The sequence below is a fragment of the Arthrobacter citreus genome (genome assembly GCF_038405225.1).
GTDB lineage: Bacteria > Actinomycetota > Actinomycetes > Actinomycetales > Micrococcaceae > Arthrobacter_B > Arthrobacter_B citreus_A.
Genome location: NZ_CP151657.1, coordinates 902,892 through 915,387, shown reverse-complemented (window position 1 = coordinate 915,387; position 12,496 = coordinate 902,892). Strand labels below are relative to the sequence as shown.

The 12,496-nt window shown below is 63.6% G+C and carries 10 protein-coding genes and 2 tRNA genes; 4 read left to right on the top strand and 8 right to left on the bottom strand.

The window, feature by feature from the left end:
- Positions 1-79: 79 nt before the first annotated feature.
- The 6 genes from AAE021_RS04250 to AAE021_RS04225 form a co-directional block, all read right to left on the bottom strand.
- Positions 80-712, bottom strand: a complete 633-nt coding sequence (locus AAE021_RS04250; protein WP_425362445.1) for a DsbA family protein — start codon at positions 710-712, stop codon at positions 80-82.
- A 69-nt stretch (positions 713-781) separates the two neighbouring features.
- Positions 782-2,074 carry an ATP-dependent Clp protease ATP-binding subunit ClpX gene (gene clpX, locus AAE021_RS04245; RefSeq protein ID WP_342024393.1) on the bottom strand — a complete coding sequence of 431 codons (1,293 nt, stop codon included), beginning with the start codon at positions 2,072-2,074 and terminating at the stop codon, positions 782-784.
- Between the two features lie 169 nt (positions 2,075-2,243).
- Positions 2,244-2,915, bottom strand: coding sequence for an ATP-dependent Clp protease proteolytic subunit (locus AAE021_RS04240; RefSeq protein ID WP_229965415.1), 672 nt, complete (start codon positions 2,913-2,915; stop codon positions 2,244-2,246).
- A 47-nt stretch (positions 2,916-2,962) separates the two neighbouring features.
- Positions 2,963-3,583, bottom strand: coding sequence for an ATP-dependent Clp protease proteolytic subunit (locus AAE021_RS04235; RefSeq protein WP_152218864.1), 621 nt, complete (start codon positions 3,581-3,583; stop codon positions 2,963-2,965).
- A gap of 326 nt (positions 3,584-3,909) precedes the next feature.
- Positions 3,910-5,280: a trigger factor gene (tig, locus tag AAE021_RS04230; RefSeq protein WP_342024392.1), complete on the bottom strand. Its 1,371-nt coding sequence runs from the start codon at positions 5,278-5,280 to the stop codon at positions 3,910-3,912.
- Positions 5,281-5,335: 55 nt separating this feature from the next.
- Positions 5,336-5,409, bottom strand: a tRNA-Pro gene (locus tag AAE021_RS04225).
- Positions 5,410-5,548: 139 nt separating this feature from the next.
- Here AAE021_RS04225 and AAE021_RS04220 point away from each other — a divergent pair.
- Both AAE021_RS04220 and AAE021_RS04215 read left to right on the top strand, forming a co-directional pair.
- Positions 5,549-5,619, top strand: a tRNA-Gly gene (locus AAE021_RS04220).
- A gap of 259 nt (positions 5,620-5,878) precedes the next feature.
- Positions 5,879-7,672: a hypothetical protein gene (locus AAE021_RS04215; RefSeq protein ID WP_342024391.1), complete on the top strand. Its 1,794-nt coding sequence runs from the start codon at positions 5,879-5,881 to the stop codon at positions 7,670-7,672.
- 38 nt (positions 7,673-7,710) lie between these two features.
- Here the strand turns inward: AAE021_RS04215 and AAE021_RS04210 are convergent, their stop codons facing one another.
- Together AAE021_RS04210 and AAE021_RS04205 are read right to left on the bottom strand one after the other, a co-directional pair.
- Complete coding sequence (locus tag AAE021_RS04210; RefSeq protein WP_342024390.1) at positions 7,711-8,598, bottom strand: Fpg/Nei family DNA glycosylase; 888 nt, start codon at positions 8,596-8,598, stop codon at positions 7,711-7,713.
- Positions 8,599-8,614: 16 nt separating this feature from the next.
- Positions 8,615-9,091 carry a ribose-5-phosphate isomerase gene (locus AAE021_RS04205; RefSeq protein WP_342024389.1) on the bottom strand — a complete coding sequence of 159 codons (477 nt, stop codon included), beginning with the start codon at positions 9,089-9,091 and terminating at the stop codon, positions 8,615-8,617.
- Between the two features lie 262 nt (positions 9,092-9,353).
- Here AAE021_RS04205 and pepN point away from each other — a divergent pair, with 262 nt between their 5' ends.
- Both pepN and AAE021_RS04195 read left to right on the top strand, forming a co-directional pair.
- A complete protein-coding gene (gene pepN / locus AAE021_RS04200) occupies positions 9,354-11,906 on the top strand; it encodes an aminopeptidase N (protein ID WP_342024388.1) in 2,553 nt (850 codons plus the stop codon).
- A 110-nt stretch (positions 11,907-12,016) separates the two neighbouring features.
- Positions 12,017-12,493: an OsmC family protein gene (locus AAE021_RS04195; RefSeq protein WP_342024387.1), complete on the top strand. Its 477-nt coding sequence runs from the start codon at positions 12,017-12,019 to the stop codon at positions 12,491-12,493.
- Positions 12,494-12,496 lie beyond the last annotated feature (3 nt).

The following is a 12,496-nucleotide window of genomic DNA, read 5'->3' as shown; positions in this document are numbered from 1 at the left end:
ACTCCCGGCCGGATTCCGGCCGGGAGTTCTCCCTTTTAACACCGGTGGTAATTAGCTTTTTGGTGCCTGGCGGTAACGCTTAGTCGAACTGCGGGTTCTCGGTGCGGCTGCGCTTGATTTCGAAGAAGGCGGGGTTCGATGCCAGCATCAGTGCGCCGTCGAACATCTTGCCCGCTTCCTCGCCGCGCGGGATGCGGGTCAGCACCGGGCCGAAGAAGGCGGTGCCGTTGAACGCGACCACCGGGGTTCCGACGTCGTCGCCCACCATGGAGATACCCTCCTGGTGCGAGGCGCGGAGCTGGGGGTCGTACTCGTCAGTGTCTGCATACTTGGCGAGCTCGGCGGGAAGGCCCACCTCTTCAAGGGCTTCACGGATCACGACGCCGAAGTCCTTGTTGCCGCCGATGTGGATGCGGGTGCCCATGGCGTCGTACAGCTTCTTGACGTATTCGTCCCCGTGCAGCTCCTGCGCGGCAATGATCACGCGGACCGGGCCCCAGCCCGCTTCCATGCCCTTCTGGTAGTCCTCGGGCAGGTCGCGGCCTTCATTGAGAACGGACAGGCTCATGACGTGCCATGTGGTGCTCACATCGCGGACCTGCTCCACCTCGCCCATCCAGCGGGATGTTACCCAGGCAAAGGGGCACATGGGGTCAAACCAGAAATCGGCTTTCGCTGCAGCATCGGGTGAGGTCAAGGCTAACTCCTTCATGAGGTGCGGTACCGCGGCTGACCCGCGGGCTTGCAGGCGCAAGCGGCAGTTACTGGAGCCAACCGGTTCTCAGGCGGATTTGTTCCGGCGCTTGGCCGCCACGGCCTGGGAGATCAGCGTTGGCTCGGCCTTCTGCGTCACAACGTCCTCAGTGATGACCACGGTGGCGACGTCGTCGCGGCTGGGCAGGTCGAACATGACCGGCAGCAGCACCTCTTCGAGGATGGCGCGCAGGCCGCGGGCCCCGGTGCCCCGGGACAGTGCCGCGTCGGCGATGGCGTCCAGGGCGGCCGGCTCGAAGGTGAGCTCCACGCCGTCGAGCTGGAACATTTTCTGGAACTGCTTGACCAGGGCGTTTTTCGGCTCGGTGAGGATCCGGATCAGTGCCGTGCGGTCCAGGCTGGATACGGTGGTGATGACCGGCAGCCGGCCAATGAATTCGGGGATCAGCCCAAACTTCAGCAAATCCTCCGGCATAACATCCGCGTAGGAGTCGGCTTCCTTGGCGTTCTCGTTCAGCGGAGCACCGAACCCGATGCCCTTGCGGCCGGAACGGGATCCAATGATTTCTTCCAGGCCGGCAAAGGCGCCTGCCACGATGAAGAGCACGTTGGTGGTGTCGATCTGGATGAATTCCTGGTGCGGGTGCTTGCGGCCGCCCTGCGGCGGCACCGAGGCAACGGTTCCTTCCAGGATCTTGAGCAGCGCCTGCTGCACGCCTTCACCGGATACGTCGCGGGTGATGGACGGGTTTTCGCTCTTGCGAGAAATCTTGTCGATCTCGTCAATGTAGATGATGCCCTGCTCGGCCTTCTTGACGTCATAGTCAGCGGCCTGGATCAGCTTGAGCAGGATGTTCTCGACGTCCTCGCCCACGTAGCCGGCCTCGGTGAGCGCGGTGGCGTCGGCGACGGCGAAGGGCACGTTCAGGCGACGGGCCAAGGTCTGTGCGAGGTAGGTCTTTCCACAGCCGGTGGGACCGATCAGCAGGATATTGGACTTGCCGATCTCCACCTCGTCGGACATGACGGCGTCGGAGAGGTTTCCGGTGTTGCGGGGTGCGTGGCCGGCCTGGATGCGCTTGTAATGGTTATAGACGGCGACGGCGAGGGATCGCTTGGCGGGTTCCTGGCCAATGACGTACTCCTGCAGGGAATCGAAGATCTCCCGCGGCTTGGGCAGCTCAAAGGTGCCGAGGTCCGCTACCTCGGACAGCTCCTCTTCAATGATTTCGTTGCACAGGTCAATGCACTCATCACAGATGTAGACGCCGGGGCCGGCAATGAGCTTGCGGACCTGCTTCTGGCTTTTTCCACAGAAAGAGCACTTGAGCAGATCGGTGCTCTCACCAATGCGAGCCATAATTCAGTCCCCTTAGATGGTCCATCGTTCCAACAGCGCCGGCATCCGTCCCGTGCGGGACAGACTGATGCCATTCAGCCATGTTCCACTCTAGGACAATTGGCCGGGCGATTCAGCAATCGAAAGGCCCGTGGTGCGATATTTCGCTCCACGGGCCTCCCGACGGCGGTTACATCCGGTTGATCGCCGGGGTCTTGATCTTGCGGGAGTCAAGCACCTGGTCAATCAGTCCGTACTCCAGAGCACCGGCGGCGGTCAGGATCTTGTCGCGCTCGATGTCCCGGTTCACTTCCTCGGACGTGTGGTTCGAGTGCAGGGCCAGGGTGTCCTCCAGCCAGGTCCGCATGCGCATGACCTCGGCTGCCTGGATCTCGAGGTCCGATGCCTGGCCACGCTCGCCGCCGCCCAGGGCGGGCTGGTGGATCAGGACGCGTGCGTTGGGCAGCGCCAGGCGCTTGCCCGGCGTTCCGGCGGCCAGCAGTACCGCTGCGGCGCTGGCTGCCTGACCCAGGCACACCGTCTGGATCTCGGGACGGATGTACTGCATGGTGTCGTAAATGGCCGTCATGGCCGTGAACGAACCGCCCGGAGAGTTGATGTACAGGGTGATGTCGCGGTCCGGGTCGTTGGACTCAAGGACCAGCAGCTGGGCCATGACGTCGTCGGCGGAGGCATCGTCAACCTGGACGCCCAGGAAGATGATCCGGTCCTCGAACAGCTTGGTGTAAGGGTCCTGGCGCTTGAAGCCGTACGGCGTGCGCTCCTCGAACTGCGGCAGCACGTAACGGCTGGACGGCATCTGCGGCGCAGATCCGCCTGCGGTTCCGAAATGGGTGTTCATAAATTACTCCTGAAGTCTAAGAAAGTGCGCTGGCTGGGGAGGAAGCGTCAGTCCTCGACCGGCGCTGCGCCCTTGTCCTGGTCCGTTCCGCCGCCGCCGGTGACGCCGCCGGCATGCGCGGAGATCTTGTCGAAGAAGCCGTACTCCAGTGCTTCCTGGGCCGTGAACCACTTGTCGCGGTCGTTGTCCTTCAGGATGGTCTCGACAGTCTGCCCGGTCTGCTCAGCTGTCAGTTCGGCCATGACCTGCTTCATGTGGAGAATCAGTTCCGCCTGGATGCGGATGTCGGAGGCGGTGCCGCCGATGCCGCCGGACGGCTGGTGCATCAGGATGCGGGCGTGCGGGGTGGCGTAGCGCTTGCCCTTGGTGCCGGAGGAGAGCAGGAACTGTCCCATGGATGCGGCCAGACCTGTTGCCACCGTGACGACGTCGTTCGGGATGAACTGCATCGTGTCGTAGATCGCCATGCCGGCCGTTACGGATCCACCGGGAGAGTTGATGTACAGGAAGATGTCCTTGTCGGGATCCTCCGCCGAGAGCAGCAGCAGCTGAGAGCAGATGGCGTTGGCGTTGTCATCACGCACTTCCGAGCCCAACCAAATGATCCGCTCGCGCAGCAGACGATTGTAGATGTAGTCGTCCCGGCTCGCCGGGTCCACCGTTGCCATTGTGGGTGTGTTGGGTGCAATTGCCATACTGAGTGACCTCTCGCTCTGGCGGGGTACAGAACCGCTAACCGCGTCAGCTGGTCCCGCCGTTTATCTCTTCTAGGACACTAACCTGTTGCGGCGCTGATCTGCTCCCGATTCGCGGACTGTTCGCTGACGGCGCACGATGCCCGTCACAGCCTGCGGACGCGCGAATCACAGCAGCGGCACCATGAACGGCTTGCCTTAAACGACGGCGCTCGGGCAACGCATCTTAAACGACGGCGCCGCCGGCCCGTCAGGGCAAGCGGCGCACGTCTGCGGTTCAGCGGTCTCCGAAAAGGAGATTATGCCTTGTCGCTCTTGGCCTCATCGGCAACCTCAGCCTCGGGGGCTTCGGCTTCAGCAGCGGGTGCTTCTTCGCCGGCGGGGCGGACGAAGTCGCTGAGGTCGATCTCGACACCTGCGGTGTCGGTGACCTTGGCCTGCTCCAGGACCTTGGCAAGGGCCTTGCGGCGGCGGACTTCGCCAACCATCATCGGGACCTGGCCGCTCTGGTCGATCAGCTGGGCGAACTGGTTCGGATCCATGCCGTACTGGCCGGCGGCGGAAACGATGTAGTCGATCAGCTCGTTCTGGCTGACGCCCACCTCTTCCTTGTCGGCGACAGCGTCAAGGATGATTTCGTTCTTGAAGGCAGCTGCGGTGTTCTCGCGAACTTCAGCACGGTGCTCTTCGGTGTCGTGGTCTTCACCCTGGGACTGCGCGCTCTCGGAGCTGAAGTGCTGCTCGAGCTGCTCTTCGATGACAGACTCCGGAACCGGAACCTCGATCATTTCCAGCAGCTTCTCCAGGACCTTGTCGCGGGCTTCGACGCCCTGCTCCATCAGCTTGGACTCGGCGGCGCGCTTGGTCAGGTCTTCGCGCAGTTCTTCGATGGTGTCGAATTCGCTGGCCAGCTGGGCGAAGTCGTCGTCGGCCTCGGGAAGCTCGCGCTCCTTGACGGCCTTGACCGTAACGGTGACGGTGGCGTCCTCGCCGGCGTGCTCGCCGCCGGCCAGCTTCGTCTCGAAGGTTGCCGATTCGTCAGCGGACAGGCCGGTGACTGCTTCGTCCATGCCCTCGAGCATGGTGCCGGCGCCAACCTGGTAGGAGAGGTCAGCAGCGGAATCGATCTCTTCGTCGCCAACCTTGGCTACGAGATCCATGGTGAGGAAGTCGCCGTCGGCGGCGGGACGGTCAACGCTCTTGAGCGTGCCGAAGCGGCCGCGCAGTTCGTCCAGGGCCTTGGTGACGTCGTCGTCGGAAGCAACAGCGGGCTCGACGGTGACCTCGAGGCCGGAGTAATCGGGGAGTTCGATTTCCGGGCGGATGTCCAGCTCGACATTGAAGACCAGCTGGCCTTCGTCGGTGGCGGGGTCCGGAACTTCGCTGATTTCAACCTCGGGGCGGCTCATCGGACGGATTCCCGTTTCCGATACAGCTTCCTGGTAGAAACCGTTCAGGCCGTCGTTGATGGCGGTTTCCAGAACGTAGCCGCGGCCGACGCGCTGGTCGATGAGCCTGTTGGGGACCTTGCCCTTGCGGAAGCCAGGCACCTGCACCTGGGTGGCGATGGTCTTGTAGGCCTCTTCGATGCTCGGCTTCAATTCCTCAAACGGAACTTCGACAACGAGCTTTACCCGCGTGGGTGTGAGGTTTTCTACAGCGCTCTTCACAGCGTAGTTCTCCTGAGGGTTCTGGGATTGGGTCTGCACCATGTGTACTACAGAGTCGGGGTGACAGGATTTGAACCTGCGACTTCCTGCTCCCAAAGCAGGCGCTCTTCCAAGCTGAGCTACACCCCGTCAGTGCACCTGACAGCCTACCGGCATGCAGGGCCTTGTGCACAATTGAGTGTGGCCCGGCCCTCCTGAAGGCCGATTCGGGATGGGATTTCCGAACCGCTGAATTACCGTGCTAAGGTAAAACCTGCCTTAGGGCGCCGGGGATGTAGCTCAATGGTAGAGCCTCAGTTTTCCAAACTGATCACGCGGGTTCGATTCCCGTCATCCCCTCTGCAAAATATATCCGGCAGATGCCGGCTTTGAAAGGGTCCTGCACTTACGTGCGGGGCCCTTTTTTGTTGGCCTTCACGAACCACAGGCAGGCGTGAGTTTCGGAGCTGCTGCCCTCTCGGGTGTCTGGGCCGCACCGGCGGACCGGTGATGAAGGCGTTCCTGGACGGGTTGGCCGGAGCGGCCAATTATGGTCCCCGCAAGAGCAAATCGGAGCTTTCCCCGTCCCTTTTTCCCTGCGCGCAGCTATCGTTCCCGCATGGGGAAGAACCGCCTGACAGCCGCCATCCTTGCGTTATCGTTCCTGGGCCTTCCGCTGGCCGGATGTTCCGCTGAAGAGCGCCCCGGACCGGAAGAAGCCGTCGCCGCACTGGCGGACGGGCTCTCCCGCGTGGACGTCACCGGAAATGAGTTCGCCGGTTCAACCGTCGAGGCCGTGAACGGCATGCTTGAGTACGTGGTCTCCGGCATGAAGATTAAACCTTCCGTCACCGTGTCAAAAATCGACGAAGTCTCAGGCGACGAGGCCGTAGCCACCCTGAAATACGTGTGGGACGTCAACGCGTCACCGGAGGACTACACCTACGAGACCACTGTGACCCTGGAGCGCGGAAGGGACACCGGCTGGCAAACCCGTTTCCGTTCCACCACGGTGCATCCGGACCTTCTTCCGTGGCAGAGGCTGGTGCGCAAGGCATCCCCGCCCACGCGTGCGGACATTCTGGGCGCTGGCGGGTCCGTGCTGATGGGCCACTGGCCGGTTTGGCGGGTCATCCTGGACAAGTCAGTGCTGGGCGCAAATGAGTACGCCGCTTCGGTCTATTACCTTTCTCTCTTCCTCGGCCTGGATGCTGACGCACTCACGGCAAAAGTCCAGGCTGCCGGGCCCGATGAGTTCGTTGAAGTCACTACCGTGCGCCAGGACAAGGTGTCACCGACCTTCGATTCCGAGATCGCAACCATTCCCGGCGCCGATGCCCTTCCGGAAAGGCGGGTACTGGGTCCCAGCCCCGGCTTTGCGGCAGACCTGTTGGGGACGGTGGGCCCTGCAACAGATGAGATGGCCGCTGGCGGCCTGCTGGCTCCGGGGGACCTCACCGGGCTCTCCGGACTCCAGCGTGAATACGATTCCCAGCTCAGGGGCTCAGACGCGGTGACGGTTCGTGTCCTGACCGCGGACAACACTCCGTCCCCGCCTCTTTTTGAAGCACCGGCGGAACCCGGCGTGGCCCTGGAGACCACCCTTGACCTGCGGATCCAGTCCCAGGCAGATGCCCTCCTTTCCGACACACCCGGTGCTTCGCTGGTGGCAGTCCAGCCCTCCACCGGCCATGTCCTGGCCGTCGCCAATTCATCCGGAGGCAAGGGGACTCAGACTGCCTTGCTGGGCGAATACTCCCTGGGCAGTTCATTCCTCCCGGTTACCGAGCTGGCCCGGCTCCGTGCCGGCGCAGCGGGAGGAACCGAAGAACCTTACATTCCCGCTGACGCGGACCTGGCGGCAGCGTCGCAGAGCCTGGGGCTGGGCACGGCCGAGGGTCTGGGGACGCCGGCGTTCTACGGCGGAGTGCCGGACGGCGGAGCCGAGCAGACAGCGGCCGCGGATGTTCCGGGAACGGTACTCGCTTCGCCCTTCGCCGTGGCAGCCGTGGCGGCCTCTGTGGGCAGGGGCGACAGGGTCTCTCCCGTGCTGGTCCTTAACGCCGAGGCTAACCCGGAGGCTGGGCAGGGCTCCGGGGACGGAGAGACTGCGCCCCCCTCGTCCGCCGGCGACACCCCGGACCTGTTCGCCGACGAGGCGGAACAGCTGCAGTCGATTCTGCGCGCCAATGTGGCCGGCGAACGTGCCTCGGAGGAATTGGAGGTCCTGGGATACGTCTCCGGCAAACCTGTCATGGCCGCGGCAGGCACGGCGGGGACCGCCGGCGAGAAGCCCGACCACGCCTGGGTGGCGGCCATCCAGGCCGATCTCGCCGTCGCCGTCTTCCTGCCCGGCAGCTCCGCTGACGCAGTGGCCGTGACAGCGGCGTTCCTTGAGGCCCTGGCGGGCTAGCAGCAGGACGGGCCTGGGCAGCGGGGGGGGACTTTGCTTCAGCGTTCCTGGCAACGCGGGCACCAGTACAGCTTCCGGGCGCCCATTTCGGTCAGGGCTACCGCCGTCCCGCATTTCCGGCAGGGCAGGCCGGTGCGCTGGTAAACGTAGTGCGCGTCCTCCCGTGGAACAGGTTCAGTGTCGCTGTCCCGGTCAGCAGGAAGAGTCGTGATGATCCTGCCCTGGGCCACGCCGTCGTTCATGATCGAAACGATGTCCCTCCAGAGAGCCGCCGCCTCATCCTCACTGACGTCCTTACCCAGACGCCAAGGAGAGAGCCGGCGCCGGAAAAGCACCTCGGCACGATAAACGTTTCCAACTCCAGCGAGGATTTCCTGATTCATCAACAGCAAACCCACCGGCGAGGCGCGCCGCCGAAGCCGGCCAACAAATTCGGATTCATCCGCATCCTGCTGCAGCGGATCAGGACCGAGCCGGGCAACAACAGCGGCTCTTTCGGCATCAGTGATCACCTCGCACGCCGTGGGCCCACGAAGGTCAGCCCACCCGTTCGGCGAGACCATCCGCACGCGGACAGCTCCCTTGGGTGCAGGCGGACCTGCGTACGCTGCGCCGTCGTCGTCGGACGCAATTTCGCGCTCCCCCACCTTCCTCGGCGCACCAATACTGGATGCACCGAGGAAGCTTGAGTCGCCGCCAAAATCGAACGCGCCGTACAAGCCGAGGTGGATGCGAAGAAACAGATCGTGATCGAAAGCCAGGAACAGCTGCTTGCCGTGAGCCTCAGCGTTGACCAGGATCCGCCCGTCGAGCCGAGCAGCACCGGCGGCGAAGCGCCCCTGCGGGCTGGACACCTCCAGCCGCCGGCCGGCAAACACCGAGTTAAACTGCCGGGCCAGCCGGTGGATCGAATGCCCCTCGGGCATCAGGACCCCTTCCCTGTCAGGAGTCCGCGATGGCTCCGGTGGTTTCGTACTCGGCGATCTTGGCAATCCGGCGGTTGTGGCGCTCGGCGTTGCTGTAGGGCTCGGCCAGGAAAGCTTCAATGATTTCCGTGGCTTCTTCGACGGTGTGCTGGCGGCCCCCGACGGCAATCACGTTCGCGTTGTTGTGCTCCCGGGCCAACTTGGCTGTCGAGAGGTTCCAGGCGAGCGCCGCACGAATGCCGCGGACCTTGTTGGCGGCAATCTGCTCCCCATTGCCGGAGCCTCCCAGCACAATGCCCAAAGCCTCCACGCCGCTCTGCTGATCGATCACTACCGCCTCGGCAGCGGCGATGCAGAATGCGGGATAGTCATCCTCTGCGTCGTAGACCTGCGGGCCGTGGTCCACCATGTCATAGCCCTTGCTGCGGAGGTGGGCCAGAAGGTGGGCACTGAGCTCCATGCCCGCGTGGTCAGTTGCAATATGGACGCGCATGTTCCATCCGTTTCATGTGGTGGGGAAATCCTGCCATTCCAGCCTAGCCGCTGATCATCGGGCACAAATAATGTGTCAACGGGCCTCCGGACCCACCGGACCACGGGAGTGCCGGACATTTTTCTCCCGCGAGTTTGCCGTTCCTTTCTTTCCTGAGCGTCAACCAGTGAGACAATGTTGCAATTGTTATAAGTCGTCAAGCCGATTTCCACGGGACGGCAGACACCCCTTCGCATATTGGAAAGGCAACACCTTGCCAGGTATGAATCTCACGCGCTCAGAAGCCCGTGAACGAGCAGAACTGATCAGTGTCGATTCCTATGACGTCAATCTTGACCTCACACGCGGGGATGAGGTGTTCGGCAGCACCACCGTGGTTCGGTTCTCCGCACAACAGGGCGCATCCACGTTTATCGACGCCGTCACCGCGGCCGTACACCGCGTCACGCTCAACGGCGTGGACCTGGACGCAGCTGAAGTCTCCGACGGCGTGCGCATCCAGCTCCCGAATCTTGCGGCGTCCAACGAGCTCGTTGTCGAAGCTGATGCCTATTACATGAACACGGGCGAAGGCCTGCACCGTTTTGTGGATCCCGTGGACAACGAGGTCTACCTCTACTCCCAGTTCGAGGTCCCGGACTCCCGCCGCATGTTCACCGTCTTCGAACAGCCGGATCTGAAAGCAACATTCCGGTTCACGGTCACGGCGCCCTCGCACTGGGACGTCATTTCCAACTCCCCCACCCCGGAACCGGTTCCGGCCGGATCCCTGGAAGAGGGCGGAAAGCACGCCACCTGGTCCTTTGACCCGACACCCCGGATCTCTTCCTACATCACCGCGCTGATCGCCGGACCCTACCAGTCCGTCCGCAGCGAACTCACCAGCTCCGACGGCCGAACCATTCCGCTGGGCGTTTTCGCCCGCAAGTCCCTGATGCAGCACCTGGACGCGGAGAACGTGTTCGAGCTGACCCGGCAGGGCTTCGAGTTCTACGAAAAGCAGTTCGGCACGCCGTACCCGTTCGAAAAGTACGACCAGCTCTTTGTCCCGGAATTCAACGCCGGAGCCATGGAAAACGCCGGAGCCGTCACGTTCCTCGAGAGCTACGTCTTCCGTTCCCGTGTACCCGACGCGACCGTCGAGCGCCGCGCCGTCACCATCCTGCACGAGCTGGCCCACATGTGGTTCGGCGACCTCGTCACGATGCGCTGGTGGAATGATCTCTGGCTCAACGAGTCCTTTGCCGAATTCATGTCCACGCTCGCAGCGGCGGACGCCACCGAATTCAAACAGTCCTGGACCACCTTCGCGTCCATGGAAAAGGCCTGGGCCTACCGCCAGGACCAGCTGCCGACCACGCACCCCATCGTCGCCGAAATCCGTGATCTGGAAGACGTGCAGGTCAACTTTGACGGCATCACCTACGCCAAGGGCGCTTCGGTGCTTAAGCAGCTCGTTGCCTGGGTGGGCCAGGACCAGTTCATGGCCGGTGTCCGCGAGTACTTCGGCAAGCATGCCTGGGGCAACACCGAGCTCAAGGACCTGCTCTCGGAACTGGAAACGGCCAGTGGACGGGACCTGAAGGAATGGTCCGAGCTGTGGCTGGAAACCGCCGGCGTGAACACCCTGCGCCCCGAGCTTGAGCTGGACGACGACGGCGTCATCACCTCATTTGCCGTGCTCCAGAGCGCTGTGGCTGACTATCCGACACTGCGGCCGCACCGGCTCGCCATCGGCTTCTATGACAGCGGCGACGACGGCAAGCTGCACCGCACGCACCGCGTGGAGCTGGACATTGACGGTGAACGGACCGAGGTCGCCGAGCTGGTGGGCCGGCAGCGTCCGGACCTGCTGCTGCTCAACGATGATGACCTGGCGTACGCCAAGATCCGCCTCGATGAAAAGTCGGAGCACACCGCCGTCCGGCGCCTGCGCGACATTTCCGAGTCCCTGCCCCGCACCCTGGTGTGGGCCTCCGCCTGGGACGCAACGCGCGACGGCGAGATCCCGGCCCGCAACTACGTGGAACTGGTGCTGCAGAACATCGGCTCGGAGTCCGATTCCTCCGTGGTCCAGGTCCTGCTGCGCCAGCTGGCCACCACGCTGGCCTTCTACGTTGCACCGGCCGACCGGGAGCCCATGACCGCCGCCGCGGCGGACAGCCTGTGGGAGCTGGCCAGTGCGGCAGCTCCCGGATCCGATTCGCAGCTGCAGTTCGTCAAGTCCTTCGCCGGCCACGCCGTGTCGGAGGAACATCTGGACACCCTGGCCGGGCTGCTGTCCGGCGACCAAACGCTGGAGGGCCTGAACATCGACGCGGACCTGCGCTGGGAGCTCCTGACCGGCTTGGTAGCCGGCGGCCGGATGGGCGAAGCGGACATAGCCGCTGAGCTGGAGACGGATGCCACGGCCACCGGCCAGCTCGCCGCTGCCATGGCCCGTGCCGCTCTTCCCACCGCCGAATCCAAGGCCGCTGCATGGGATGCGATCGTGGAGCGCACCGATATGCCCAACGCAGCCCAGCGTTCGGCCATCGTGGGCTTTAGCCGGGTCCATGACACGTCGCTGCTGGAGCCCTACGCGGAGAAGTACTTCGCCGCCGTACGCAATGTGTGGAGCACCCGGACGCACGAAATTGCGCAGCAGATCGTGACCGGCCTGTACCCGTCCCGGCTGACGACGCAGGCCACTGTGGACGCCACGGATGCCTTCCTGGCATCCCTGGGCGACGAAGCGCCCTCGCTGCGCCGGCTCATCCTGGAAAGCCGCGACGGCGTGGTCCGCGCGCTGAAGGCACAGTCGGTCGATAAGTAGTCACAAGCAAATCCGGAGCTCCGTGGTGCTGAACAATGCAGCACCACGGAGCTTCGGGCATATCGCTTCGCTGAACTGCACCACAGGAACGGGAAGGAAGGTCAGCCGCCGTGAATCTCTCCGAGCACAGCTATGCAGTATCCCTGGAATGGACGGGCAACCGTGGAACCGGCACGTCCGGCTACCGGAGCTACGGCCGCGACCACATCGTCCGGGCCGACGGACTTCCGGACCTCGCCGGAACCGCCGACCCCACTTTCCACGGCGACCGGGACCGCTGGAATCCCGAACAGCTCCTGCTGACGGCACTCTCCCAGTGCCATATGCTCTCCTACCTGCACGTGGCGGTGAAAAACGGCATCACCGTCCTGGCCTACAACGACGACGCCGAGGGCACCCTTCGGCTGAACCGGGACGGCAGCGGCGAGTTCACCGGCGTCGTGCTCCGTCCGCAGGTGACGGTGGCGGCCGGCAACTCCACCACCACGGCGGAAGAACTGCACGCTGAGGCCAACCGGATGTGCTTCATTGCCCGCAGCGTCAACTTTCCGGTGCTGCACAAGCCGGAAATCATAACTACAGGTTAACTG

Bases quoted from the DNA above. Each gene is read 5' to 3' on its own strand.
- AAE021_RS04250 (WP_425362445.1), bottom strand. From the start codon at position 712: ATGAAGGAGTTAGCCTTGACCTCACCCGATGCTGCAGCGAAAGCCGAT.
- clpX (WP_342024393.1), bottom strand. From the start codon at position 2,074: ATGGCTCGCATTGGTGAGAGCACCGATCTGCTCAAGTGCTCTTTCTGT.
- AAE021_RS04240 (WP_229965415.1), bottom strand. From the start codon at position 2,915: ATGAACACCCATTTCGGAACCGCAGGCGGATCTGCGCCGCAGATGCCG.
- AAE021_RS04235 (WP_152218864.1), bottom strand. From the start codon at position 3,583: ATGGCAACGGTGGACCCGGCGAGCCGGGACGACTACATCTACAATCGT.
- AAE021_RS04215 (WP_342024391.1), top strand. From the start codon at position 5,879: ATGGGGAAGAACCGCCTGACAGCCGCCATCCTTGCGTTATCGTTCCTG.
- AAE021_RS04210 (WP_342024390.1), bottom strand. From the start codon at position 8,598: ATGCCCGAGGGGCATTCGATCCACCGGCTGGCCCGGCAGTTTAACTCG.
- AAE021_RS04205 (WP_342024389.1), bottom strand. From the start codon at position 9,091: ATGCGCGTCCATATTGCAACTGACCACGCGGGCATGGAGCTCAGTGCC.
- pepN (WP_342024388.1), top strand. From the start codon at position 9,354: ATGAATCTCACGCGCTCAGAAGCCCGTGAACGAGCAGAACTGATCAGT.